General features: G+C 63.5%; 25 protein-coding genes and 1 pseudogene. 11 read left to right on the top strand and 15 right to left on the bottom strand.

The window, feature by feature from the left end; all coding sequences use genetic code 11:
• Positions 1-108: 108 nt before the first annotated feature.
• Genes prpC through NUH87_RS25225 form a run of 3 tightly spaced genes read right to left on the bottom strand, consistent with a single transcriptional unit; the run spans position 109 to position 2,911 of the window.
• Positions 109-1,236, bottom strand: coding sequence for a bifunctional 2-methylcitrate synthase/citrate synthase (gene prpC / locus NUH87_RS25235; RefSeq protein ID WP_338523119.1), 1,128 nt, complete (start codon positions 1,234-1,236; stop codon positions 109-111).
• A 56-nt stretch (positions 1,237-1,292) separates the two neighbouring features.
• On the bottom strand, positions 1,293-2,192 hold the full coding sequence (gene prpB, locus NUH87_RS25230; RefSeq protein ID WP_040065454.1) for a methylisocitrate lyase: 900 nt from the start codon (positions 2,190-2,192) through the stop codon (positions 1,293-1,295).
• Complete coding sequence (locus tag NUH87_RS25225; protein WP_338523118.1) at positions 2,189-2,911, bottom strand: GntR family transcriptional regulator; 723 nt, start codon at positions 2,909-2,911, stop codon at positions 2,189-2,191. The genes prpB and NUH87_RS25225 overlap by 4 nt, the downstream gene beginning before the upstream one ends.
• A 306-nt stretch (positions 2,912-3,217) precedes the next feature.
• Between NUH87_RS25225 and NUH87_RS25220 the strand changes: the two genes are divergently transcribed.
• The 5 genes from NUH87_RS25220 to NUH87_RS25200 all read left to right on the top strand — a co-directional run bounded on the left by NUH87_RS25220 (position 3,218) and on the right by NUH87_RS25200 (position 8,530).
• Complete coding sequence (locus tag NUH87_RS25220) at positions 3,218-3,757, top strand: ATP-dependent zinc protease (protein WP_338523117.1); 540 nt, start codon at positions 3,218-3,220, stop codon at positions 3,755-3,757.
• A 5-nt stretch (positions 3,758-3,762) separates the two neighbouring features.
• A complete protein-coding gene (locus tag NUH87_RS25215; RefSeq protein WP_338523116.1) occupies positions 3,763-5,295 on the top strand; it encodes an inactive transglutaminase family protein in 1,533 nt (510 codons plus the stop codon).
• Entirely contained in the window at positions 5,295-6,329 is a 1,035-nt protein-coding gene (locus tag NUH87_RS25210) for an alpha-L-glutamate ligase-like protein (protein WP_338523115.1), read from the top strand. Before NUH87_RS25215 ends, NUH87_RS25210 begins: the two co-directional genes overlap by 1 nt.
• Positions 6,330-6,389: 60 nt before the next feature.
• Complete coding sequence (gene pabB, locus NUH87_RS25205; RefSeq protein WP_338526934.1) at positions 6,390-7,733, top strand: aminodeoxychorismate synthase component I; 1,344 nt, start codon at positions 6,390-6,392, stop codon at positions 7,731-7,733.
• Positions 7,734-7,795: 62 nt separating this feature from the next.
• Positions 7,796-8,530, top strand: a complete 735-nt coding sequence (locus tag NUH87_RS25200) for a phosphoadenylyl-sulfate reductase (RefSeq protein ID WP_040065463.1) — start codon at positions 7,796-7,798, stop codon at positions 8,528-8,530.
• A 74-nt stretch (positions 8,531-8,604) separates the two neighbouring features.
• On the opposite strand, the gene cysB is transcribed toward NUH87_RS25200, so the two are convergent.
• The 4 genes from cysB to NUH87_RS25180 all read right to left on the bottom strand — a co-directional run bounded on the left by cysB (position 8,605) and on the right by NUH87_RS25180 (position 11,661).
• On the bottom strand, positions 8,605-9,579 hold the full coding sequence (gene cysB, locus NUH87_RS25195) for an HTH-type transcriptional regulator CysB (protein ID WP_040065465.1): 975 nt from the start codon (positions 9,577-9,579) through the stop codon (positions 8,605-8,607).
• A 112-nt stretch (positions 9,580-9,691) separates the two neighbouring features.
• Entirely contained in the window at positions 9,692-10,192 is a 501-nt protein-coding gene (locus NUH87_RS25190; protein WP_338523114.1) for a universal stress protein, read from the bottom strand.
• Positions 10,193-10,318: 126 nt separating this feature from the next.
• On the bottom strand, positions 10,319-11,278 hold the full coding sequence (locus NUH87_RS25185; RefSeq protein WP_338523113.1) for a putative 2-dehydropantoate 2-reductase: 960 nt from the start codon (positions 11,276-11,278) through the stop codon (positions 10,319-10,321).
• Positions 11,275-11,661, bottom strand: coding sequence for a thioredoxin family protein (locus NUH87_RS25180; RefSeq protein WP_338523112.1), 387 nt, complete (start codon positions 11,659-11,661; stop codon positions 11,275-11,277). The genes NUH87_RS25185 and NUH87_RS25180 overlap by 4 nt, the downstream gene beginning before the upstream one ends.
• On the opposite strand from NUH87_RS25180, the gene NUH87_RS25175 reads away from it, so the two are divergent.
• Positions 11,660-12,106, top strand: coding sequence for a PilZ domain-containing protein (locus NUH87_RS25175; RefSeq protein ID WP_338523111.1), 447 nt, complete (start codon positions 11,660-11,662; stop codon positions 12,104-12,106). The two genes, NUH87_RS25180 and NUH87_RS25175, sit on opposite strands and share 2 nt — an antisense overlap.
• A gap of 131 nt (positions 12,107-12,237) precedes the next feature.
• Entirely contained in the window at positions 12,238-13,314 is a 1,077-nt protein-coding gene (locus tag NUH87_RS25170; RefSeq protein ID WP_338523110.1) for a 3-deoxy-7-phosphoheptulonate synthase, read from the top strand.
• A 58-nt stretch (positions 13,315-13,372) separates the two neighbouring features.
• Here NUH87_RS25170 and NUH87_RS25165 read toward each other — a convergent pair whose 3' ends face one another.
• Complete coding sequence (locus NUH87_RS25165; RefSeq protein WP_040065473.1) at positions 13,373-13,654, bottom strand: GNAT family N-acetyltransferase; 282 nt, start codon at positions 13,652-13,654, stop codon at positions 13,373-13,375.
• 672 nt (positions 13,655-14,326) lie between these two features.
• Between NUH87_RS25165 and oprI the strand changes: the two genes are divergently transcribed.
• The gene (gene oprI, locus NUH87_RS25160; protein WP_040065561.1) at positions 14,327-14,578 is read left to right on the top strand and encodes an outer membrane lipoprotei OprI; all 252 of its coding nucleotides are present in this window, start codon (positions 14,327-14,329) and stop codon (positions 14,576-14,578) included.
• 271 nt (positions 14,579-14,849) lie between these two features.
• Here the strand turns inward: oprI and NUH87_RS25155 are convergent, their stop codons facing one another.
• The 3 genes from NUH87_RS25155 to NUH87_RS25145 form a co-directional block, all read right to left on the bottom strand.
• Complete coding sequence (locus NUH87_RS25155) at positions 14,850-15,818, bottom strand: L,D-transpeptidase family protein (RefSeq protein ID WP_040065474.1); 969 nt, start codon at positions 15,816-15,818, stop codon at positions 14,850-14,852.
• A gap of 148 nt (positions 15,819-15,966) precedes the next feature.
• A complete protein-coding gene (locus tag NUH87_RS25150; protein ID WP_191485136.1) occupies positions 15,967-16,260 on the bottom strand; it encodes a hypothetical protein in 294 nt (97 codons plus the stop codon).
• A gap of 55 nt (positions 16,261-16,315) precedes the next feature.
• Positions 16,316-16,921: an arylesterase gene (locus tag NUH87_RS25145; protein WP_338523109.1), complete on the bottom strand. Its 606-nt coding sequence runs from the start codon at positions 16,919-16,921 to the stop codon at positions 16,316-16,318.
• Between the two features lie 10 nt (positions 16,922-16,931).
• Here NUH87_RS25145 and NUH87_RS25140 point away from each other — a divergent pair, with 10 nt between their 5' ends.
• The 3 genes from NUH87_RS25140 to greB are packed head-to-tail and all read left to right on the top strand — an operon-like array spanning position 16,932 to position 20,652.
• A complete protein-coding gene (locus NUH87_RS25140; RefSeq protein WP_338523108.1) occupies positions 16,932-17,615 on the top strand; it encodes an ABC transporter ATP-binding protein in 684 nt (227 codons plus the stop codon).
• The gene (locus NUH87_RS25135) at positions 17,615-20,119 is read left to right on the top strand and encodes an ABC transporter permease (RefSeq protein WP_338523107.1); all 2,505 of its coding nucleotides are present in this window, start codon (positions 17,615-17,617) and stop codon (positions 20,117-20,119) included. The genes NUH87_RS25140 and NUH87_RS25135 overlap by 1 nt, the downstream gene beginning before the upstream one ends.
• Before the next feature lie 35 nt (positions 20,120-20,154).
• Positions 20,155-20,652 (top strand): transcription elongation factor GreB, encoded by a 498-nt coding sequence (gene greB / locus NUH87_RS25130; RefSeq protein ID WP_040065479.1) that lies wholly within the window; start codon positions 20,155-20,157, stop codon positions 20,650-20,652.
• On the opposite strand, the pseudogene NUH87_RS25125 reads toward greB, so the two are convergent.
• The 4 genes and pseudogenes from NUH87_RS25125 to NUH87_RS25110 all read right to left on the bottom strand — a co-directional run bounded on the left by NUH87_RS25125 (position 20,643) and on the right by NUH87_RS25110 (position 23,460).
• A pseudogene (locus NUH87_RS25125) lies at positions 20,643-21,541 on the bottom strand (LysR family transcriptional regulator). The gene greB and the pseudogene NUH87_RS25125 overlap by 10 nt on opposite strands.
• A gap of 31 nt (positions 21,542-21,572) precedes the next feature.
• A complete protein-coding gene (locus tag NUH87_RS25120; protein ID WP_338523106.1) occupies positions 21,573-22,310 on the bottom strand; it encodes a cysteine hydrolase family protein in 738 nt (245 codons plus the stop codon).
• A gap of 152 nt (positions 22,311-22,462) precedes the next feature.
• Positions 22,463-22,771, bottom strand: coding sequence for a hypothetical protein (locus NUH87_RS25115; RefSeq protein ID WP_040065482.1), 309 nt, complete (start codon positions 22,769-22,771; stop codon positions 22,463-22,465).
• 251 nt (positions 22,772-23,022) lie between these two features.
• Positions 23,023-23,460, bottom strand: coding sequence for a DoxX family protein (locus NUH87_RS25110; RefSeq protein WP_338523105.1), 438 nt, complete (start codon positions 23,458-23,460; stop codon positions 23,023-23,025).
• Positions 23,461-23,524: the final 64 nt, after the last annotated feature.

Below are 23,524 nucleotides of genomic sequence, written 5' to 3'. Positions count from 1 at the left end.
AGACGGCAAACCCTCCGGAGCCGGACAGCGACCCGTGGCGAGTGGGCAAGCCCACCCGCCACAAATCCGGCCCGTCACAGCCCCTTGAAACGGTTTGCGCCTTCTTGATCAGCGTTGTTCGATTGGCACGAACTTGCGCTGCTCGACGCCGATGTACTCGGCGCTCGGACGGATGATGCGGTTGTGGCCGCGCTGCTCGAACACATGCGCGGCCCAGCCGGTCAGGCGCGAGCAGACGAAGATCGGCGTGAACAGCTTGGTCGGGATACCCATGAAGTGGTACGCCGAGGCATGGTAGAAGTCGGCATTGGGGAACAGCTTCTTCTGCTCCCACATGGTCTTGTCGATGGCTTCGGAGACCGCGAACAGCACGGTATCACCGACTTCATCGGCGAGTTTCTTCGACCAGCCCTTGATCACTTCGTTACGCGGATCGCTGTCTTTGTAGATCGCATGGCCGAAGCCCATGATCTTGTCCTTGCGCGCCAGCATGCCGAGGGTGCCTTCGACGGCCTCCTGCGGCGAGCCGAAACGCTCGATCATTTCCATCGCCGCCTCGTTGGCGCCGCCGTGCAGCGGGCCACGCAGGGAACCGATGGCGGCGGTGACGCAGGAGAACAGGTCGGACAGGGTCGAGGCACAGACCCGCGCGGTGAAGGTCGAGGCGTTGAACTCGTGCTCCGCGTAGAGGATCAGCGACACGTCCATCACCTTGCGATGCAGCTCGCTCGGCGCCTTGCCGTGCAGCAGGTGCAGGAAGTGGCCGCCGATCGAGGCCTCGTCGGTCACGCAGTCGATGCGCTTGCCTTCGTGGCTGAAGCGATACCAGTAGCACATGATCGCCGGGAACGCGGCCAGCAGCCGGTCGGTGGCTTCATGCTGGCGGGAGAAGTCGCCTTCGGGCTCGATATTGCCCAGGAAGGAACAACCGGTGCGCATCACGTCCATCGGATGGGCGTCGGCGGGAATCCGCTCCAGCACCTCCTTCAGCGCCTGGGGCAGGTCACGCAGGGTACGCAGCTTGCCCATGTAGGCCGCCAGTTCGGTGGCAGTGGGCAGCTCGCCGTACAGCAACAGGTAGGCGACTTCCTCGAAATGCGCCTCGGCGGCCAGTTCACGCACGTCGTAGCCACGGTAGGTCAGGCCGGCACCGGCCTGGCCGACGGTGGACAAGGCGGTTTGTCCGGCGACCTGGCCACGCAGGCCGGCACCGCTCAGTACTTTTGCTTCAGCCATTGCTCTCTCCAATTCTTGAATTTATTAGGGACCCGGCAACTCAGGGTAGTCAGGCCTCAGCCCTTCTTCTGGGCAAACAACGCATCGAGCTTCTGCTCGAAGGTGTGGTAGTCGATACGATCGTAAAGCTCCATGCGGGTCTGCATGGTGTCGATCACGTTCTGCTGGGTGCCGTCACGGCGAATCGCGGTGTAGACGTTTTCCGCCGCCTTGTTCATGGCACGGAACGCCGACAGCGGATACAGCACCAGGGACACATCGGCGGACTTCAGCTGTTCGGTGGTGTACAGCGGCGTCGAACCGAACTCGGTGATGTTGGCCAGGATCGGCGCCTTCACCCGGCTGGCGAACAGCTTGTACATCTCAAGTTCCGTGATGGCTTCCGGGAACACCATGTCGGCACCGGCCTCGATGCACGCGGCGGCACGTTCCAGGGCCGACTCCAGGCCTTCCACGGCCAGGGCATCGGTACGCGCCATGATCACGAAGCTGTCGTCGGTGCGGGCATCCACCGCCGCCTTGATGCGGTCGACCATTTCCTGCTGGGTGACGATTTCCTTGTTCGGCCGATGGCCGCAACGCTTGGCGCCGACCTGGTCCTCGATATGGATCGCCGCCGCGCCGAACTTGATCATCGACTTGACCGTGCGCGCCACGTTGAACGCCGAGGCACCGAAGCCGGTGTCGACATCCACCAGCAGCGGCAGGTCGCAGACATCGGTGATGCGGCGCACATCGGTCAGCACGTCATCCAGGCCGGTGATGCCCAGGTCCGGCAACCCGAGGGAGCCGGCCGCGACGCCGCCACCGGACAGGTAGATGGCCTTGAAGCCGGCGCGCTTGGCCAGCAAGGCGTGGTTGGCGTTGATCGCGCCGACCACTTGCAAGGGATGTTCGCTGGCGACCGCATCGCGAAAACGCTGACCGGGCGTGCTCTTGTTGGAACCCTGACTCATGACTCACCTCGCTGGGTAGCTGTCGGTTTGGCGGCGTCCTGGTAATGACGCGCAATATTGCGTTTCGATGCGCCGATATGGCGGCGCATCAACAGTTCGGCCAACTCGCCATCGCGATCGGCGATGGCGTCGAGAATCCGATGGTGCTCGGCGAATGCCTGGCGTGGCCGGTTGGGGGTGACGGAAAACTGGATGCGGTACATGCGCACCAACTGGTACAGCTCACCGCAGAGCATCTGGGTCAGGGTGCGGTTGCCGGCCCCCTGGATGATCCGATAGTGGAAGTCGAAATCGCCTTCCTGCTGGTAATAGCCGACGCCGGCCTGGAACGCCGCGTCGCGCTCATGGGTATTGAGAACCTGTCGCAATTCCTCGATTTCCTCGGCGGTCATGCGCTCGGCCGCCAGGCGACAGGCCATGCCTTCAAGGGACTCGCGGATTTCGTAGAGTTCGATCAACTCGGCCTGGCTGAGGGACACCACCCGGGCACCGACATGGGGAATGCGCACCAGCAGGCGCTGGCCCTCCAGGCGGTGAATGGCCTCGCGCAGCGGACCGCGGCTGATGCCGTAGGTGCGCGCCAGTTCCGGCTCCGAGATCTTGCTGCCGGGAGCGATCTCGCCCTTGACGATCGCCGCCTGAATACGCCGGAAGACGTTCTCGGACAAGGTTTCCGAATCGTCCTGGGCAGTTACCGGCGGCTCCAGCTCTTGCAGCATATTGTCGACACCTCATCCATCAGTGGCGCCAAAACTAGCCAATACGAGCGAATCAGTCAAAGAATTAATTGGTATTGTCGACAATAGTCTAAGACCCCCAAGATGGGTAGCCAGGCTCGGGCAACCAACACCGGCCTATCCGACAAGGGGGGCACCCGATGCTGGCGCCATAAAACCAGCATGCTAGAATGCCGCGCGCATCCGCCGATGCGCGGCCTGTCCTATTTTCCCGACAGACGTACGAGGATGTTTGCGCGATATTGCCAGTCCCCTTGAATCAAGATTGCTCGATACGCGCCAGGATTTATGAGACTCAAGCCTTCCCCCCTACTGCTTCTCTGCCTGTTTTGTCTGCCTGGCATGAGCCTTGCGACAGAGAAGACGGTGTACGGCCTGAACGAGTACGCCCACCTGGCCGGGATCGATCTGCAAGTGCCGGCCAAGCTCGACACCGGCGCCAAGACCGCCTCTCTCAGTGCCCGCGACATCCACCGTTTCAAGCGCAACGGCGAGAGCTGGGTGCGTTTCTACCTGGCGATCGACACCGCGCATTCGCACCCGATCGAGCAGCCCCTGGCCCGCGTCAGCAAGATCAAGCGCCGCGCCGGCGACTATGACCCGGACGAGGGCAACGCCTATACCGCGCGCCCGGTGATCACCCTGGAGATCTGCATGGGCAGCGTTTTACGCAGCATCGAAGTGAACCTGACCGACCGCAGCAGCTTCCAGTACCCGCTGCTGATCGGCTCCGAGGCACTCAAGCGCTTCGATGCGCTGGTCGACCCCAGCCTCAAATACGCCGCCGGCAAACCCGCCTGCAGCCACGACGCTCATACCGCCGAGTAATCCGAATGCGTTCTCTCACCCTCCACCTGAAAATCCTGATCGCCGTGCTGGTGCTGCTGGGTGTTTCGGTCACGGCCTATCAGATTCTCGTGCTGGGTATTCCGGTCACCGAGGATGCCACGGACGACTTGTGGAACATCGACGCCAAGGTCGAGTTCGTCGCCAACACCAAGGAACCGGTGAAGATCCAGATGTTCGTGCCGCCCCTGAGCCGCGACTACGTCAGCCTCAACGAGAGCTTCATTTCCAACAACTATGGGGTGAGCGTCAACCGTGCCGACGGCAACCGCAAGGTCACCTGGTCGGCGCGGCGGGTCAGTGGCAAGCAGACGCTGTATTACCGCCTGGTGCTGACCAAGCGCTATACCGGTGAGAAACCCAAGGTCAAGGGCCCGACCTTCCGCGACAGCATGGCCATCGAAGGCCCGGAGAAAATCGCCGCCGAGGCCTTGATCGCCCCCATCCGCCAGCATTCGGCGGATGTCGAGACCTTCATCGGCGAAACCATCAAGCGGGTCAACAACCTCGGCGATGACAACGTCAAGCTGCTGCTGGCGGGCGATCCGTCGACCCCGCACAAGGCGCAGATCATCGAGTTGCTGCTGTCCATCGCCCACGTGCCGATGGAACGGGCCCACACCATCCGCCTGGAGGCCGACCAGCCGCAGACCCCGGAACTCTGGCTGCGCAGCTTCAACGGCAGCGACTGGCTGTACTTCAACCCGGACACCGGCGAACAGGGCCTGCCGCCTGATCGCCTGCTGTGGTGGACCGGCCCCGACAACCTGATCACCGTTGAAGGCGGCAAGAAGGCCGGCGTCACCTTCAGCCTGAACAACAGCGAGATGAACGCGATCCGCCTGGCCAAGCTGACCGACGAGAGCTCCGACGCCAACTTCCTCGAATATTCGCTCTACGGCCTGCCGCTGCAAACCCAGCAGACCTTCATGGTCATGGTGATGATCCCGATCGGCGTGCTGGTGATCCTGATCCTGCGCAACCTGGTCGGCCTGCAGACCCTCGGCACCTTCACCCCGGTGCTGATCGCCCTGGCCTTCCGCGAAACCCAGCTGGGCTTCGGCATCGTGCTGTTCACCCTCATTACCGCCCTGGGGCTGTCGCTGCGCTCGTACCTGGAACACCTGAAGCTGCAGATGCTGCCGCGGCTGTCGGTGGTACTGACCTTCGTCGTGGTGCTGATCGCCGCCATCAGCCTGTTCAGCCACAAGCTGGGCCTGGAGCGCGGCCTGTCGGTGGCACTGTTCCCGATGGTGATCCTGACCATGACCATCGAGCGCCTGTCCATCACCTGGGAAGAGCGCGGCGCCAGCCATGCCCTGAAGGTCGCCATCGGCACGCTGTTCGCGGCGTCCCTGGCACACCTGATCATGACGGTGCCGGAGCTGATCTACTTCGTGTTCACCTTCCCGGCGATCCTGCTGATCCTGGTGGGCTTCATGCTGGCGATGGGACGCTATCGCGGTTACCGACTGACCGAACTGGTGCGCTTCAAGGCGTTCCTGAAGGAACACAACTGATGTTCGGCCTGTGGAAAACCTGGAAGGCCCTGGAAGCCCGCGGCATCATGGGGATCAACCGGCGCAATGCGGACTATGTGCTCAAGTACAACAAGCGCAGCCTCTACCCCATTGTCGACGACAAGATCATCACCAAGGAACGGGCCATTGCCGCCGGCATCCATGTACCGGAAATGTACGGGGTGATTTCCACGGAAAAGGAAATCGACCAGCTCGATTCGATCATCGGCGGGCGCAGCGATTTCGTCATCAAGCCGGCCCAAGGCGCCGGCGGCGACGGCATCCTGGTGATCGCCGATCGCTTCGAGGGCCGCTATCGCTCGATCTCCGGGCGCATCATCAGCCACGGCGAAATCGAGCACCAGATCTCCAGCATCCTCACCGGCCTGTACTCCCTGGGCGGACACCGCGACCGGGCACTGATCGAATACCGGGTCATCCCCGACCAGATTTTCCAGCAAATCAGCTATGAAGGCGTGCCGGACATCCGCGTCATCGTGCTGATGGGCTATCCGGTGATGGCCATGCTGCGCCTGCCGACCCGCCACTCCAACGGCAAGGCCAACCTGCACCAGGGAGCCATTGGCGTGGGCATCGACCTGGCGACCGGTATGACCCTGCGCGGCACCTGGCAGAACAACATCATCCGCAAGCACCCGGATACCACGCACCCGGTAGACGGCGTGCAATTGCCGAACTGGGACGGCTTCATGAAACTCGCGGCCGGTTGCTTCGAGCTCTGCGGCCTGGGTTATATCGGTGTGGACATGGTGCTGGACCAGGACAAGGGCCCGCTGATCCTCGAGCTCAACGCCCGCCCCGGGCTGAATATCCAGATTGCCAACGACTGCGGCCTGACCCATCGCAGCCATGCCGTGGAGGCGCGCCTGGCGGAACTGGCCGCCGCGGGTATCAGCGAGACGCCGAAGGAACGGGTGCGCTTCGTCCAGGAGTTGTTCGGCCACGTACCGTCGGTCGACGCCGGCCGTCCCAGGGCACCGGCGCCAGCCATCGATCCCGCGACATACCTCTAGGAGCAATGCAGGCAGGGGACTACAATCGCGCACCGCGCTTCCATGACTGACCCGCCCCCCATGCTGACCTGCACCGTACATCCGCTGCCCTACCACGCCAATCCCGCCCATTACTTCGCGGCGATTCGCCATGCGCCAGGCGCGGTTCTGCTTGACAGCGGCCGCCCCGCCGCCGAGCGCGGGCGCTACGACCTGCTCAGCGCCTGGCCGCTGGAGCAACTGGCGGTGTTGCCGAACGAACGCGGCGAGGCGTTCCTGCAGCGCCTGCGGGACAACCTGGCCCGACTGGGCGAGGCGCAACTCCCCGCCTCTTGCGAACTGCCCTTTGCCGGCGGCCTGATCGGCTACCTGAGCTACGATTTCGGCCGGCACCTGGAAAGCCTGCCCGCGCAGGCCCGGGACGACCTGCAACTGCCCGATGCGCGTTTCGGCCTGTACGCCTGGGCGCTGATCAGCGATCACCAGCAAGGCAGCAGCCAGCTGGTCTTCCATCCCAGCGTCGAGTCCGCCGAGCGCGAACGGCTGATCCGGCTGTTCAGCCAACCGGTCGGCCACGACAGTGCCGAATTTCACCTGAGCGGCCCGATGACCGCGGACCTCGAGGCCGCGGACTACCGCCAGGCCTTCGAACGTATCCAGCACTACATCCAGGCCGGCGACTGCTACCAGGTCAACTTCGCCCAGCGCTTCCGGGCGGCCTGCCAGGGCGATCCGTGGATCGCCTATTGTGCCCTGCGCGCCGCCTGCCCGACGCCCTTCTCCGGTTTCCAGAGCCTGCCCGAGCACGGAGCGGTGCTGAGCCTGTCGCCGGAGCGCTTCATCAAGGTCAGTCAGCGGCAGGTCGAGACACGACCGATCAAGGGCACCCGCCCGCGTGGCCGCGATGCTCGCGAGGACGCCGCCAACGCCGCCGAACTGCTGGCCAGCAGCAAGGACCGGGCGGAAAACCTGATGATCGTCGACCTGCTGCGCAACGACCTCGGGCGTACCTGCCGTATCGGTTCGGTACAGGTGCCGGAACTGTTCAGCCTGGAGAGCTACCCCAACGTGCACCACCTGGTGAGCAGCGTGACCGGCACCCTGGCCGACGACCGCGACGCCCTGGACCTGATCGCCGGCAGCTTCCCCGGCGGCTCGATCACCGGCGCGCCGAAGATCCGCGCCATGCAGATCATCGACGAGCTGGAACCGACCCGGCGGGCGCTGTATTGCGGCTCGCTGCTGTACCTGGATGTGCGTGGCGAGATGGACAGTTCCATCGCCATCCGCAGCCTGCTGGTCAAGGACGGACAGGTCAGCTGCTGGGGCGGCGGCGGTATCGTCGCCGACTCCGACTGGCAGGCGGAATACCAGGAATCCATCACCAAGGTGAAGGTGTTGCTCGATACCCTGCAAAGTCTCTGAAGGATTTTGTTACTATCATCCTTATTCGAGCGCAAAGCGCCACTGACCGTAGGAACCGCCTGATGAGCCAACCGTTCGACGTCGCTGAACTCGCCGCGACATACGCCAACAAGTCCGCCCAGGACATCCTCAAGCTGGCCTTTGCCCAGTTTGGCGACGACCTGTGGATATCTTTCAGCGGCGCGGAAGACGTGGTGCTGGTGGACATGGCCTGGAAACTGAACAAGAACGTCAAGGTCTTCAGCCTCGACACCGGCCGCCTGCACCCGGAAACCTACCGTTTCATCGATCAGGTGCGCGAGCACTACAAGATCGACATCGAACTGGTCTCTCCGGATCACACCCAGCTCGAGCCCTTCGTCAAGGAAAAAGGCCTGTTCAGCTTCTACAAGGATGGCCATGGCGAATGCTGCGGCATCCGCAAGATCGAGCCGCTGCGGCGCAAGTTGTCCGGCGTCAGCGCCTGGGCCACCGGCCAGCGTCGCGACCAGAGCCCGGGCACCCGCAGCCAGGTGGCGGTGCTGGAAATCGACAGCGCCTTCTCCACCCCGGAACGCACCCTGTACAAGTTCAACCCGCTGGCACAGATGACCAGCGAGGAGATCTGGGGTTATATCCGCATGCTCGAACTGCCGTACAACAGCCTGCACGAACGCGGCTTCATCAGCATCGGCTGCGAGCCCTGCACCCGTCCGGTGCTGCCGAACCAGCACGAGCGCGAAGGCCGCTGGTGGTGGGAAGAAGCCACGCAGAAGGAATGCGGCCTGCATGCCGGCAACCTGATCGCCAAGAGCTGACCGCCGCCTTCGGCAGAAACAAGCCCGCACAAAAAAGCCCCGAACCAGTCGGGGCTTTTTCATGTCCGGGCGACTCAGTGAACCGGCAGCTCGACACCGTCGAACAGCTCTTCCAGTTCCTGCTTGTTGTGGCACTGGATGGCCTTGGCCATGACTTCGCGAGTCAGGTGCGGCGCGAACTTCTCGATGAAGTCGCACATGAAGCCGCGCAGGAAGGTGCCACGGCGGAAACCGATCTTGGTCACGCTGGATTCGAACAACTCGCTGGCATCGAGCACCACCAGGTCCTTGTCGAGCACCGGATCCACCGCCATCTTGGCAACGATGCCGACGCCCAGGCCGAGGCGTACATAGGTCTTGATCACGTCGGCGTCCGCCGCGGTGAAGACCACCTTGGGGGTCAGGCCGCGATGGCTGAAGGCCTCGTCCAGCTTGGAACGACCGGTGAAACCGAACACGTAGGTGACGATCGGGTATTCGGCCAGGGTTTCCAGGGTCAGCTTCGGCAGCTTGGTCAGCGGGTGCCCCTGGGGCACGACCACGCAACGGTTCCAGCGATAGCACGGCATCATCACCAGGTCGCCGAACAACTCCAGGGCTTCGGTGGCGATGGCGAAATCCACGGTGCCGTCGGCGGCCATCTCGGCGATCTGCATCGGCGAGCCCTGGTGCATGTGCAGGGCCACGTCCGGGTATTGCTTGATGAAGCTGCTGATCACCGGCGGCAAGGCATAACGCGCCTGGGTGTGGGTGGTGGCGATCGACAGGGTGCCTTTCTTCTCGTTGGAGAATTCCTGGGCGATCTGCTTGATGCTCTCGACCTTGCGCAGGATCTCGCCGGCCGTGGTGATGATGCGTTCACCGGCCGGCGTGACGCGGGTCAGGTGCTTGCCACTGCGGGCGAAGACTTCGACACCCAGCTCGTCTTCGAGCAGGCGGATCTGTTTGCTGATACCCGGCTGAGAGGTGTAAAGGCTTTGGGCGGTCGCGGAAACGTTGAGGTCGTGGTGCGCCACTTCCCAGATGTAGCGCAGTTGTTGAAGCTTCATATGTATCCCTCAAAGCAGGTAGACGCCACAGGTCACGGCGGCGATATATAACTATATGAATGGTTTGAAGAATAAATCTAGAACTTTTTTATCAACTCAGTGACTTTCCGGCTCAGATATCGCCATAGCGACGGCGTTGCAGAAGCGGCACCAGGTAAACCGGCACCTTGGCCAACTGCAGGACCCGCGCGGCGGTGCGCCCCAAATGCGCCTCGCCACCGGTGCCATGGCTATGACTGCCGACAATCAGCAGATCCACGGAAAGGACCTGGGCCTGTTCGAGAATGACCTGCGAAGGGTCGCCCTGGATGACCTTGACCGATTGGATCATGCTCAGGTCCTGCTGCCCGTCCGCGCACTCCTCGCGAAAGCTGTCCAGCACCCGCTGCTCGATCGTCGCCATCACGGTGTTAAGACCCTGGCTGTGCAATTCGTTCAATGCCTGCTCGTCCAGGTAACTCTGCAACACCGATTCGGCGAACAAGCCCATGGGCTCGACCGCATGCACCACATACAAATCGGCCTTGAAGGTTCGCGCCAACTCCAGGGCGTGCTGCATGACATAAGGCGCATACAGACCGAGATCGGTGGCGTACAACATCGAACGGATCATGGGGCCTCCTCGCTTGCCAGAATGGCGGAGTTCCGTTGAGCTTAGCAGCGCCCCGGGGACCGCGGAGTCCGGCTGGTCGGGCCGGCTCCGGCGGCTGCGGGAGCGCTTTTAACCCGGCCCCGGGTCTCAGCGATTGTTCGCGTCGATGAACGCCAGCGCCTGGTACAGGGCCTGTATCTTCGGCAGCTCGCAACCGGCTGCGCGCGCGGCGGCCAAAGGGCGCACATAGACAGCGTCCAGCTCCAGCGCGCGCTTGTGCACGAAGTCGTGGTACATGCTCGGCCAATAGTCCGGCATCTTTTCCGTCACCTTGAACAGGTGCTCGGCATAGCCGGCCGGCAGCTCGTGACCACAGGCCAGGGCGCCGCGCACCACTTCGGCCATCAGCGCCTGGACCAGCTCGCGACTGTTGTCATCGCTCATCAGCGGCGTGGTGCTGGCCCGCAGCAGCACCGACAAGCCGTTGTAAGGCACGTTCCACACCAGCTTCTGCCAGCGCGCCTGCTGCAGGTTGGCCATGGCCTGGGACTCGATGCCCGCCCGCTGGAACAGGCCGGCGCCCTCTTCGACCAGGGCCTGGAGGGCCGTGGCGTCATGCTGCAGCGGGCCACTGTGATAGCCGATGTTCACCGCGCCGAGGGCCTGGTGCACGATGGCGCCGGGACCCGCGCGGTGCACGCAGATAAAGCACAACCCACCCAACAGGTGCAGGGAATCGGGCAGCAGCGTGCGCAGCTCGTCCTCCACCTCCAGGCCGTTCTGTAGCACCAGCACCTTCGCCCCCGGCGCGGCGGCCTGGGCGATCAGCGGCGCGAGACTGGCGTTGCTGGTGGTCTTGGCCCCCACCAGCAGCCAGTCGCAGGGCGGCATGTCGGCGGCCTGGGAATAGGCCTGCACCGCACTCAAATGCAGGGGGCCGTGCACCGCACTGTCGATATGCAAGCCGTTCTCGGCCACCGCCGCAAACTCGCTGCGCAGAAGGAAGTGCACGTCGAAGCCGGCCCGTGCCAGCATGACGCCGTAATATCCACCGATCGCACCGGTACCGATAATGCCGATACGCGGCCGGCTGATTGAACCTGTCATGGCAACTCCTCTGGTCCTAGACTCAAGGCTTGTCGAACACCTTCGGCAAGCTCGCTCGGGGTCAAACGTGACTGCACGGCGCCATGAAACCCACCGTCCCTGACGACAAACAGCGCGGGCAGATGAAACACGCCGTAACGCTGCACCGCCCCGCCGTTGTCGCCGGCATCGATCCAGCACAGGCGTTCGACCGGCAGGGCCAGGGTCGGCAAGACCTCCCGGGCAAAACGGCAGGCCGCACAGCCGACGCTGGTGAATATCAGCAATGAAACACCGGGCAAGTCCAATAGATTCCGATCGATATCAAAATCCGTCAACTCCAGGCTCTTCACTATACTGTCGGAAAGTTTTTCCACTGACCGACGCAGGGAGTCGTTGTTCATGGTGCGCTTTCTTCCTCATCCCGATGACGTTCCCGTCACGTTGACCCTGCTTGAGCATTCCTGCATTTCCCTTCACCAACTCGACCGCATCAGCCTCGGGGGTGTCTCCTGCCACTCACCCCGCGGCTGGCGCAAAGGCTCGGCCTTGCAAATGAGCATTCCGAGCCTCGGCGAAGCGGCCCGTTATCCCGGCTACGTGGCCTGGTGCCTGAAGCGCAAGCACGGCTACCGGGTGGGCATTGCCTTTGTCGACGAGCAGACCCTGTTCGGCGCCCGCATGGGTGAACAGGTCTGCCAGATCGAACGCTACCAGCGAACGCGCGAGCGACAAAGCGAAGATCGGCAAAACATCGAGGTCATCGCCCAGGAATGGGTCCGGCAACACGCCGCCGACTTCTCCCGGGACAGCCTGGAACGTCCCTATGTGCGGGCTTTGCTCGATTAAACCGGCCAGGCCATTGCCCGCGCCCCGCTTAACGCGCTAAGGTTCCGCTCTCCCCGACGCGCTTAAATCTGCTGCGCTCCGCCGCGCGGGGATCGCTGGCGGCCGGCACCCGTGACCTGACGAGTAACACGATGGCTGATTTACCGATCAACGACCTTAACGTCGCCTCCAACGAGACGCTGATCACTCCCGATCAGCTCAAGCGTGATATTCCCCTGAGCGAGACTGCCCTGCGCACCGTGACCAAGGGGCGCGAGGTGATCCGCAATATTCTCGATGGCACGGACCATCGCCTGTTCGTCGTCATCGGGCCTTGCTCGATCCACGACATCAAGGCCGCCCACGAATACGCCGAGCGCCTGAAGGTCCTCGCTGCCGAAGTGTCCGACAGCCTGTACCTGGTGATGCGCGTGTATTTCGAGAAACCGCGTACCACCGTGGGCTGGAAGGGCCTGATCAACGACCCTTACCTGGATGACTCCTTCAAGATCCAGGACGGCCTGCACATCGGTCGCCAGTTGCTGCTGGACCTGGCGGAAATGGGCCTGCCCACTGCCACCGAAGCCCTCGACCCGATCTCGCCGCAGTACCTGCAGGACCTGATCAGTTGGTCGGCCATCGGCGCGCGCACCACCGAATCCCAGACCCACCGCGAGATGGCCTCGGGCCTGTCCTCGGCCGTGGGCTTCAAGAACGGCACCGACGGCGGCCTGACCGTGGCGATCAACGCCCTGCAGTCGGTGTCCAGCCCGCATCGCTTCCTGGGCATCAACCAGGAAGGCGGCGTGTCCATCGTCACCACCAAGGGCAATGCCTACGGCCACGTGGTCCTGCGTGGCGGCAACGGCAAGCCGAACTACGACTCCGTCAGTGTCGCCGTCTGCGAACAGGCGCTGGCCAAGGCCAAGATCAAGGCCAACATCATGGTCGATTGCAGCCACGCCAACTCCAACAAGGACCCGGCCCTGCAACCGCTGGTGATGGAGAACGTCGCCAACCAGATCCTCGAAGGCAACCAGTCGATCATCGGCCTGATGGTCGAGAGCCACCTGAACTGGGGCTGCCAGGCGATTCCGAAAGACCTCGCCGACCTGCAATACGGCGTGTCGATCACCGACGCCTGCATCGACTGGAGCGCCACCGAAAAAACCCTGCGCAGCATGCATGCCAAGCTCAAGGACGTGCTGCCCAAGCGCCAGCGCGGCTGATCAGGGCACGCACACAAAAACGCCGGGCAATGCCCGGCGTTCTTGTGTGTGGAATGCTTCAGATCTTCGCGGCGTGCCGCTGATGACGTTCCATGTAACGTTCGACATAAGAGCAGGAAGGAATCACCGTGTAACCCATCTGATCGGCATAGGCCAACGCCTGCTCGGTCAACGCCGCCGCAATGCCCCGGCCGCGCAAGGCGTTGGGCACGAAGGTGCGATAGATATCCAGGGTCTGCTTACCCAGGTCCATATAGGTCAGGTAGGCACGATGACCGTCCACATTGGTCTCGAATTGATGACCTGCCTGGTCATGGTGGATGGACAACGCCTCGCTCATCACTACTCCTCGCGGGTCTTGGATTCTGACCCTACCTTACATGTTTTTCCGGCGAAGGAACCACCTGGCTACGTACGAAAAATCGCCGCAACAGCCAAATCGTCACAAAATCCTACACCACCCCGTGCCTGGTTGGACAACGAGAAGAGCCGTCAGCTCCCGAACAAGTAGGCACCTGACAGATAGTAGGCGCCCTGCCTCCCTTGCTCAAGGCACACTCGTCATGTGCTCCGCCAGGCGCATGGCAGCCCGGCCGGACGGGCCCTTTCGCTCGAAAACCTGAACAGCGACCGAAGATTGCCGGAATGTTATGTTGTAAGACGAACAGCGCTTCTTAAAGTCACTTTTCAATTGGCAAAGATGCCTCCCCGCCCCGGCGACGGTAGAAGCAAAGAGTCATTCGCCGCCACTAGTGCGACGCGGGTATCGATCGCGGACAGCACACTAGTGCAAATCGGACTTGCCCAAAGCGCCCGGATCACGCCCCTGTTGCTGCACATTTTTTATACAGGTTCATGAAAAGTTAGCCGAAAAGATTCTCTTCCAAAAATTTTTTTTACTTCTTGCGTTACGTCGGTTTACTTACTACAAGTAATGGGTAGTATGTACGCCGACTATATCCCCACTCTGGGGAGATGGTTATTTAATAGAAAGTCCTTGAAGGGGAACACGATGAACAACGTTCTGAAATTCTCTGCTCTGGCCCTGGCCGCCGTTCTGGCTACCGGTTGCAGCAGCGCATCCAAAGAAACCGAAGCTCGTCTGACTGCTACTGAAGACGCTGCTGCTCGTGCCCAGGCTCGTGCTGACGAAGCCTACCGCCACGCTGATGAAGCTCTGGCTGCTGCTCAAAAAGCACAGCAGACTGCTGATGAAGCTAACGAGCGCGCTCTGCGCATGCTCGAAAAGGCAAGCAAGAAGTAATAATCCTTCGGGGTTGTTATCAAGCCGATCCCTTGTTGGATCGGCTTTTTTGTGCCTGCCGGAAAGACCAGGGTCTGTACGAGAACTCGCCGAGCGGCGATCAGGCAAGGCAAAAACAGGCGAGGAAGCGGAGTGTAGGGGCCTACATGAGCATTCCGAGCCTGTTTTTAACGCAGCATGATCGTCGCGCAGGCAGTTTTCGTACAGAGCCTAGGCAGGCACAAAAAACCCACCTGAGCCGCAAGGCCCAGGTGGGTCGTTGTACAGCGCCTTACTGCTCTGGATAGAGCGGTGCGTTGGACACCAGCGACGGTGTCCCCGGCACGGCGATTTCCGTCGGCAGACCATCTTCGGCCGCGACTACGTCACGCACCTGATCCCAGTTGACCCGCAAGTTGTTCGCCAGGTCTTCACGCTTGAGCAAGGCATTGATCACCGCGGTGTGCTTGTCGACCACCGATGGATTGCCCTTGTCGTCCAGCGGTGTATGGGCTTCCAGGAACACCTTGCCGCCGCTCACGCCGAACTTGTAGGCCTCGTTGATGATGCGCACCGAAGTACCCACCGGCACCATGCTGGCCATCTCCAGCACGTTGTTGTTGAACATGCGGAAGCAACCGTGGCTGGTACGGGTACCGATACCGAACTTCATGTTCGAGCCGTGGATCAGATAGCCCGGTGTGCCCAGGGTGAACTTGAACGGGCCCAGCGGGTTGTCAGGACCGGCCGGCACCACGTTGGGCAAGGGATCACCCTCGGACGCGTGCTCGGCCTTGATCGAGGCCGGCGGCGTCCAGGTCGGATTCGGCGTCTTGGCGGTAATGGTGGTGTGGGCGACCGGCGAGCCCCAGCCTTCGCGACCGATCCCCAGCGGGAAGGTGTAGACCACGTTCCGGCCTTTGGGGAAGTAGTACAGGCGATACTCGGCCAGGTTGATCACGATGCCTTCGCGCGGACCCGGCGGCAGGATGAAGCGGGTCGGCAGGACGATATCGGTCCCCGCGCCCGGCAACCAGGCATCAACGCCCGGGTTGGCCGCGACCATTTCCGAATAACCCAGGTCGTAGGTGGTACCCAGGTCCGCGAAGGTGTCTTCGTACTTGGCCTTGATCACCTGGACCTGGCCGACGATATCCTCGCCAGGTGGCGGCAACGGTAGTTCCAGCGCCGAAACGGGGCCTGCCACACAGAGGGCGGCAACAGACAGGCAACGGGTAACGGCAGGAAAGCGCGACAACATCCGGGACATCCTTCGCATGATCGACGAAAATGAGTAGACAACAATTGTACACCGACACGGCGCCGGCAAGGGAGACCGTGTACCGGGACAATCGTAACGAGACAGGTACGGTACAGGTTGCCCCGCGCCTACACCTACAGAGGCAGGCTCAGAGTTCGAAGCGCAGCTCCGGCCAGATCGGCGGTGTACCGCGCTTCTGCGATTCGAGAATCGCCCGGCACAAGGGACACAGGCGCTGGTCGCGGAAAATCGAGCGGTCCACCCCCGACCACCGCGGCTGGGCCGGCAACAAGGTGCCGCACAGCGTCCGATCGGCCGAACCGCCCAGCTCCAGCTGTCGGGTGACCAGGTGCACGCGTACTTCCTGACAGGCGAACAGATCGAGCTGCTCGTCGGGTTCGATCAGTTGGTAGGCAAACAAGGACCAGGCGGGACGCTGCATCGGGGGCTCCAAATCGGGGGCGCCACATTAGCCCAAAGACAGCCGCTAGAAAAGCTCAAAGCAGCGGTTTGAGCCTCGGCCAGACGTTATCGAGCAGCTTGCCCTGACCAGCGGGCGCCGGATGAATCCCGTCGGCCTGCATCAGCTCGGGATGGCCACCGATGCCCTCGAGGAAAAACGGCACCAGCGCGATGTTTTTCTCCTGGGCCAGCTCGGTGTAGACCCGGGCGAAGGCCTCGTTGTAGCGGGGACCATAATTGGGCGGAAGCTGCATCCCGAGCAGCAGGACTTTTGCCCCCACGGCCTGGGACCTGTCGATCATTAATGCAAGATTTTGTTTCAATTGCGTTGGCAACTGCCCACGCAGGCCATCGTTGCCGCCCAACTCGAGCACCACCACCTGCGGCTTGTGCTCTGCAAGCAGCGCCGGCAGCCGCTCCCGCCCGCCCGCGCTGGTGTCGCCACTGATGGACGCATTGACCACCTGGTCGGCAAAACCTTCGGTTTTCAGACGTTTTTCCAACAGGGCGACCCATCCCACACGGGTATCCAGGCCGAAACCCGCGCTGATACTATCGCCGACGATCAGCACTGTACCCGCCGCCGCGCTCTGGGCCATGCACATCAAGGCCAGGCCGGCACTCAAAAACCACATTCGCATCGGATTCTCCATGGGCGAAAGCATTCTCACCGCGCAGAACCTTAGCAAAGTGGTTCCCAGCGCGGAAGGCGCACTGACCATCCTGCACCCCTTGAGCCTGACCTTGAACAAGGGCGACAGCCTGGCCATCGTCGGCGCTTCCGGTTCCGGCAAATCGACCCTGCTGGGCCTGCTCGCCGGCCTCGACCTGCCCAGCGACGGCGAAGTCACCCTGGCCGGGCGAGCCCTGAGCGCCCTCGACGAAGACCAGCGCGCGCGCATCCGTGCCGAGCACGTGGGCTTCGTGTTCCAGAGTTTCCAACTGCTGGACAGCCTCAATGCCCTGGAAAACGTCATGCTGCCCCTGGAGCTGGACGGTCGCTTCGATGCCCGCGAACGCGCCCGCGACCTGCTGGAGCGGGTCGGCCTGGGCCGGCGCCTGACCCATTCGCCCCGCCAGCTGTCCGGCGGCGAACAGCAACGGGTCGCCATCGCCCGGGCCTTCGCCGCCGAGCCGGACGTGCTGTTCGCCGACGAACCCACCGGCAACCTCGACAGCCACACCGGCGAGCGCATCAGCGACCTGCTGTTCGAACTGAACCAGGAACGCGGCACCACCCTGGTGCTGGTGACCCACGACGAACGCCTGGCCCATCGCTGCCGGCGCCTGATCCGTCTCGATGCCGGCCATCTGGTCGGCCCCCTGGAGCCTTGATGGCACGCCTGCCGCTGTTGCGCCTGTTCAGCCTCGCCATCCGCCAGCTCCTGCGCGACGCCCGCGCCGGTGAACTGCGGGTGCTGTTCTTCGCCCTGCTGGTGGCGGTCGCGGCCAGCACCGCGATCGGCTACTTCGGCGCGCGCCTGAACGGCGCGATGCTGCTGCGGGCCACCGAATTCCTCGCCGCCGACCTGGTGCTCGACGGCACCTCCGGCGCCCGCCCGGAACAGCTCCAGACCGGCCGCGACCTGGGACTTGCCCATGCGCGGGCAGTCGAATTCTCCAGCGTGATCGCCACGGACAACGGCATCCAGCTGTCGAGCATCAAGGCCGCGGACGAACACTACCCGCTGCGCGGCGAACTCAAGAGCGCCGCCGCGCCCTTCGGCGCCGAGACCGCCGGCGGCGGCCCCGCCCCGGGCGAGGCCTGGGTCGAGGCACGGCTATTGACCGCGCTGGACCTGAAGATCGGCGACAGCATCGATGTCGGCCTGAAGACCGTGCGCCTGGCCCGGGTCCTGACCTACGAGCCGGATCGCGCCGGCAATTTCTACAGCCTGACCCCGCGGGTGCTGATCAACCTCGCCGACCTCGACGCCACCGGCGTGGTCCAGCCCGGCAGCCGGGTCGACTACCGCGAACTGTGGCGCGGCTCGGCGAACGCCCTGGCCACCTACCGCGAACTGATCAAGCCAGGCCTGGCGCCGAACCAGCGCCTGCTGGACGCCCGCGACGGCAACCAGCAGATCGGCGGCGCCCTGGGCAAGGCCGAGCGCTACCTGAACATGGCCAGCCTGGTGGCGGTGTTGCTGTCCGGCGTCGCCGTGGCCCTCAGCGCCAACCGTTTCGCCGCCCGCCGCTTCGACGCCAGTGCGCTGCTGCGCTGCCTGGGCCTGTCGCGTCGGGAAACCATGAGCCTGTTCAGCCTGCAACTGGCGATCCTCGGCGTGCTGGCCAGCGTCAGCGGCGCCCTGCTCGGCTGGCTCGCCCAGTTGGGCCTGTTCTACCTGCTACATGAGCTGCTGCCTGCCGACGTACCACCGGGCGGGCTGATGCCGGCGCTCGCGGGGATCGGCACCGGGCTAGTGGCACTGGCCGGGTTCGCCCTGCCGCCCCTGGCCGCCCTGGGCCGGGTGCCGCCGTTGCGGGTATTGCGCCGCGACCTGCTGCCGATTCCGGCCAGCACCTGGCTGGTCTACGGCACGGCCTTGCTGGCCCTGGGCCTGATCATGTGGCGCCTGAGCCTGGACCTGCTGCTGACCTTCGCCCTGCTCGGCGGCGGCGTGGTGGCCGCGCTGGTTCTCGGCGGCCTGTTGCTGCTCGGGCTGCAAAGCCTGCGCCGGCTGCTGGCCAGGGCCTCGTTGCCCTGGAGGCTGGGCCTGGGCCAGTTGCTGCGCCATCCGCTGGCGGCGGCCGGACAATCCCTGGCGTTCGGCCTGATCCTGCTGTCCATGGCGCTGATCGCGCTGCTGCGCGGCGAGCTGCTCGACACCTGGCAGAACCAGTTGCCGAAGAACGCGCCGAACTATTTCGCCCTGAACATCCTGCCGGCGGACAAGGAGGGTTTCCGCGACCACCTGATCAAGCTCGCAGCTCAATCGGCACCGATCTATCCGGTGGTACCGGGGCGCCTGATCAGCATCAACGGCACGCCGGTGCAGGAAATCGTCAGCAAGGACTCCGGCGGCGATCGCGCCACCCAGCGCGACCTCAGCCTGACCTGGGCCGCCGACCTGCCACCGGGCAACAGCCTGACCGCCGGCAGCTGGTGGCCGGACAAACCCAGCGGGGACATTCCCGGCGTCTCGGTGGAAGCCAAGGTCGCCCTGAGCCTGAAGCTCAAGCTCGGCGACCACCTGGTGTTCAGCGTCGGCGGGGTCAACCGCGAGGCCGTGGTCAGCAGCCTGCGCAGCATCAACTGGGACAATTTCCAGCCGAACTTCTTCATGATCTTCCAGCCCGGCACCCTGCAGGACCTGCCGGCGACCTACCTCACCAGCTTCTACCTGGCACCGGGTCACGACAGGGACATCGTCGAACTGTCCCGGGCCTTCCCGGCGGTGACCATCCTGCAAGTGGAGGCCCTGCTGGAGCAACTGCGCAGCATCCTGGCGCAGGTCACCTTCGCCGTGGAGTACGTGCTGCTGTTCGTCCTCGCGGCGGGGATGGCGGTGCTGTTCTCCGGCTTGCAGGCGACCCTGGACGAACGTATTCGCCAAGGCGCCCTGCTGCGGGCGCTGGGGGCCGGACGGCCACTGCTGGTCAAGGCACGGCGGATCGAATTCGGCCTTCTGGGGGCGGTCAGCGGCCTGCTGGCCGCCCTGGGCGCAGAACTGGTGAGCTGGGTGCTCTACCGGTTCGCCTTCGACCTGCCGTGGCACCCCCATGCCTGGCTGTTGCTGCTGCCGCTGATCGGTGCGCTGATGGTCGGCGGCGCGGGCGTGTTCGGCACCCGCCGGGCGCTCAATGCCAGCCCGCTGACAGTGCTGCGCGAGGGCTGATAGACTCAACACCTTGTTTCGCCTGGGGAATGCAGATGAGTCGCTACCGCCCGCCGCGCACAGCCGGCACCGCCCTGATCACTCCCGAGGGCGAGGCCCGCATGCGCGCCGAGCTGCACGAGCTGTGGCATGTGCGCCGTCCCCAGGTCACCCAGTCGGTCAGCGAAGCGGCGGCCCAGGGCGATCGCTCGGAGAACGCCGAGTACACCTACGGCAAGAAGATGCTGCGCGAGATCGACAGCCGCGTGCGTTTCCTGACCAAGCGCCTGGAAAGCCTGAAGGTGGTCGGCGAACGACCCAGCGACCTGAACAAGGTGTACTTCGGCGCCTGGGTCACCATCGAGGACGAGGACGGCAAGGAATCGCGCTATCGCATCGTCGGGCCGGACGAACTGGACCTCAAGCAGAACCTGATCAGCATCGACTCGCCCTTGGCCCGCGCGCTGATCGGCAAGGCGCTGGACGCGGAGATTCGGGTCATGACGCCCACCGGCGAGCAGACCGTCTACATCACCGCCATCGACTATCCCTGAGCCTTGTCAGGCCCATAGAACTCGACCATGTAATCGACGAACACCCGGACCTTGGGGCCAGGTGCCGGGATTGCGGGTACAGCGCGAAATAGTGGCGTTCGCCCAGGGAATACTGGGGCAGGATCGCCACCAGCCGCCCCTGGGCCAGGTCGTTGCGCACCGTGGCGTGAGTGAACGACGCGATCCCCGCCCCGGCCAGCGTTGCCGAATGCAGCGCGCTGATGGTATTGGTCCTGAACCACCCCGCCGGGGCAATATTCATCGACTCACCCCGCGCCGAAGCCAGTTGCCAACCCGAGGTGGCGCCGATAAAGCTCAACAGGCGATGCCCCGTGAGTTCCTGCGCGGTGCGTGGCAGGCCGTGTTCGCGGACATAGGCCGGCGACGCCACCAGGACCTGTTTCGAGACCGTCAGGGTCCGCGCCACCAGCGTCGTATCGTCCAAGGCCCCGGCGATGCGCAGGGCCACGTCGAAGCCCTCGGCCAGCAGATCGACGAAGCGGTCATCGCAACACAACTCCAGCTCGATGTCCGGGTAGCGTTTCTGAAATCCGGGCAACCAGTGGGGCAGATCCAGGGTCCCCACCACCAACGGCACACTGACCCGCAACAGGCCTCCAGGCCGCTGGTGCTCCTGGGCCATGGCCCGGGAAGCCGCGTCGACCCGCTCCAGGATATCCACGCAGGCGTCGTAGTACTGCTCGCCCGCCCCGGTCAGGCTGAAACGCCGGGTATTGCGGTTGATCAGTTGCACGCCCAGCTCGCTCTCCAGCTGCTGCAACTGCCGTGACATCGTCGAGTGGGTGGTATCCAGGCGCTCCGCCGCCGCGGAAAAGCCTCCACTCTCGACGATACAACGAAAGGCACGCATCGCGGCGAGCTGGTTCATTCAAGCGTTGCCCCAGGGATTGGCGGGTGGATCAGCGTGTCGGCAAGGCGACGATCTGCGAGGTGCTCAGCACATCGCCGAAGGTGTCCTCGATTTCGGCCAGGGCCGCCTCGTGCAGCGCGTCCTTGCTCACGGACGGGCCATTGAAACGCTCGATGGCACGGGTCGCGGTGGCGTCGGATGCTACCACAACGTCATAGCCCAACGGCACGGCGTCACGGGCGGCACCGGCCACGCAGGCATGGGTCATGAGCCCGGTGACGATCAGGGTCTTGACCTTGGCTTTCTTCAGTTGGGCGTCCAGATCGGTGCTGGCAAAAACGCTGACGCTGGTCTTGCGCAGGACCTTGTCCTGGGGGCGCGGTTTCATCAGCGGATGGAAATCCACCGTCTGGCCATCCAGGGCGAACAGCGCGGAGCCCGCCGGGGCGACGTGCTGCACATGAATCACCGGGATCTTTTCCCTGTCGGCGAAATCGATCAGGCGCCGGGTGTTCTTCAGCGCCTGCAGGCCATCGGGAATCGGCAGCCGGCCGCTGAAGTATTCGTTCTGGAAGTCGATCACCAGCAGTGCGCTGGTCTTCGGGTCGAGGCGATCGATCGGCGTGACACCGGACAGGGCGCGCAGGGTCGGATGCGGGTTGACCGGTGTGTCGGCGGCGACCGCGAACGGCCCGCCCAGCAGCCCGAGGCCAACGGCCAAGGCCTTGAGGGTAGCGGAGAAAGAACGACGGGGTTGAGCGAGGTTGAACAGGCTGATGGTGGTCATGACGGGGCGTCCTGTTGAGCACATGAGTTGACTGGAGGGCCAGTCTAGGAAGGGCTCCCTGTCTCAACAACGCACAAACCGGCACAATATCTGTTTGAAAATCGCACAGATAAAGCCTGTCGAGTCCTGGTTCGAATGTCTCGGGGCAGACCTTAGCGTCGTGTGATCAAACCCTGGCGGGCAACGCGGGTGAGCTGGCGGATCACCGCTTCGGCGTGCTCGGCATCCGGTGCCTGGATCACCGCCAGGTCGAAGCTGTCATCGGCAAAACGGGCCAGGGAATCGCCGTCCTCGACGAACTGGATCAGGAAGGCCGAAGCTTGGCCCTTGCGTCGCGGCCAGCCATCGAGATAGCGCAGCAGCGTGGGCTGATGATTACCGCCAAGGAGGATTTTAGGGTTGCGAAAAGGCAGGTTCGCCGTGATCGGCGCAAGACGTACTACGGGGCGTGGATTGTTCAAAGTGCGTGTCTCCGCCTCAACGATCTGCCGGGCAGGTGTGAGGCAACACCGAACCAGCGCTTTAGCGGTATTTCGAAGCCTGTCGCAAGCTTCTGTCGGCAGTCTTTCGACCTGCCTGGCGCCCCGCAAGTAGCTGTTTAAATCGGCGCATGTCTCAATCCTAGAGAAGCCGGTAGCCGGCTGTCAAGAATCCTCCACAACGAAAAAGCCCGCAAAAATGCGGGCTTGGTTCAGTGCGTGGGCTCCAGCTCCTACGAGCGGGCGATGGCCGCGTCTGCCGAGAGCTTGCCCGCGCCTTCGACCAGCACCGCGAGCGTGCCGCCCAACAGGGCCAGGGCGAACTCATAACCATTGTTGGTCATGAACAGGCCGTTGTGGATATGCACCGTGAAGATCGCCACCAGCAAGGTGAAGGTCAGCCCCAGCGCGGCCGGACGGGCCAACAGGCCGATGATCAGGGCCAGGCCGCCGAAGAACTCGGTGCCGCCCGCCAGCAGGGCCATCAGATGGCCCGGCGCCAGGCCGATGCTCTCCATCCATTGTGCCGTCCCGGCCAGGCCGTAACCGCCGAACAGACCGAAGAGCTTCTGCGCGCCATGGGCGGCGAAGACGATCCCGACGACAATGCGCAGGGCAGTCAGGCCATAACCGGTGCGGGTACTCAGAACGCGGTTGATCAAGGTGCTCATGGGTGAATCCTTTTCAATGTAGGGGGTTGATGGGCCTCATATTAATCAGTTTTTAATAAGTAAA

The organism is Pseudomonas batumici, from assembly GCF_036585405.1.
Lineage (GTDB): Bacteria > Pseudomonadota > Gammaproteobacteria > Pseudomonadales > Pseudomonadaceae > Aquipseudomonas > Aquipseudomonas batumici.
This window is presented reverse-complemented; position numbering and strand designations above follow the sequence as displayed.

Bases quoted from the DNA above. Each gene is read 5' to 3' on its own strand.
- prpC (WP_338523119.1), bottom strand. From the start codon at position 1,236: ATGGCTGAAGCAAAAGTACTGAGCGGTGCCGGCCTGCGTGGCCAGGTC.
- prpB (WP_040065454.1), bottom strand. From the start codon at position 2,192: ATGAGTCAGGGTTCCAACAAGAGCACGCCCGGTCAGCGTTTTCGCGAT.
- NUH87_RS25225 (WP_338523118.1), bottom strand. From the start codon at position 2,911: ATGCTGCAAGAGCTGGAGCCGCCGGTAACTGCCCAGGACGATTCGGAA.
- NUH87_RS25220 (WP_338523117.1), top strand. From the start codon at position 3,218: ATGAGACTCAAGCCTTCCCCCCTACTGCTTCTCTGCCTGTTTTGTCTG.
- NUH87_RS25215 (WP_338523116.1), top strand. From the start codon at position 3,763: ATGCGTTCTCTCACCCTCCACCTGAAAATCCTGATCGCCGTGCTGGTG.
- NUH87_RS25210 (WP_338523115.1), top strand. From the start codon at position 5,295: ATGTTCGGCCTGTGGAAAACCTGGAAGGCCCTGGAAGCCCGCGGCATC.
- pabB (WP_338526934.1), top strand. From the start codon at position 6,390: ATGCTGACCTGCACCGTACATCCGCTGCCCTACCACGCCAATCCCGCC.
- NUH87_RS25200 (WP_040065463.1), top strand. From the start codon at position 7,796: ATGAGCCAACCGTTCGACGTCGCTGAACTCGCCGCGACATACGCCAAC.
- cysB (WP_040065465.1), bottom strand. From the start codon at position 9,579: ATGAAGCTTCAACAACTGCGCTACATCTGGGAAGTGGCGCACCACGAC.
- NUH87_RS25190 (WP_338523114.1), bottom strand. From the start codon at position 10,192: ATGATCCGTTCGATGTTGTACGCCACCGATCTCGGTCTGTATGCGCCT.
- NUH87_RS25185 (WP_338523113.1), bottom strand. From the start codon at position 11,278: ATGACAGGTTCAATCAGCCGGCCGCGTATCGGCATTATCGGTACCGGT.
- NUH87_RS25175 (WP_338523111.1), top strand. From the start codon at position 11,660: ATGGTGCGCTTTCTTCCTCATCCCGATGACGTTCCCGTCACGTTGACC.
- NUH87_RS25180 (WP_338523112.1), bottom strand. From the start codon at position 11,661: ATGAACAACGACTCCCTGCGTCGGTCAGTGGAAAAACTTTCCGACAGT.
- NUH87_RS25170 (WP_338523110.1), top strand. From the start codon at position 12,238: ATGGCTGATTTACCGATCAACGACCTTAACGTCGCCTCCAACGAGACG.
- NUH87_RS25165 (WP_040065473.1), bottom strand. From the start codon at position 13,654: ATGAGCGAGGCGTTGTCCATCCACCATGACCAGGCAGGTCATCAATTC.
- oprI (WP_040065561.1), top strand. From the start codon at position 14,327: ATGAACAACGTTCTGAAATTCTCTGCTCTGGCCCTGGCCGCCGTTCTG.
- NUH87_RS25155 (WP_040065474.1), bottom strand. From the start codon at position 15,818: ATGTTGTCGCGCTTTCCTGCCGTTACCCGTTGCCTGTCTGTTGCCGCC.
- NUH87_RS25150 (WP_191485136.1), bottom strand. From the start codon at position 16,260: ATGCAGCGTCCCGCCTGGTCCTTGTTTGCCTACCAACTGATCGAACCC.
- NUH87_RS25145 (WP_338523109.1), bottom strand. From the start codon at position 16,921: ATGCGAATGTGGTTTTTGAGTGCCGGCCTGGCCTTGATGTGCATGGCC.
- NUH87_RS25140 (WP_338523108.1), top strand. From the start codon at position 16,932: ATGGGCGAAAGCATTCTCACCGCGCAGAACCTTAGCAAAGTGGTTCCC.
- NUH87_RS25135 (WP_338523107.1), top strand. From the start codon at position 17,615: ATGGCACGCCTGCCGCTGTTGCGCCTGTTCAGCCTCGCCATCCGCCAG.
- greB (WP_040065479.1), top strand. From the start codon at position 20,155: ATGAGTCGCTACCGCCCGCCGCGCACAGCCGGCACCGCCCTGATCACT.
- NUH87_RS25120 (WP_338523106.1), bottom strand. From the start codon at position 22,310: ATGACCACCATCAGCCTGTTCAACCTCGCTCAACCCCGTCGTTCTTTC.
- NUH87_RS25110 (WP_338523105.1), bottom strand. From the start codon at position 23,460: ATGAGCACCTTGATCAACCGCGTTCTGAGTACCCGCACCGGTTATGGC.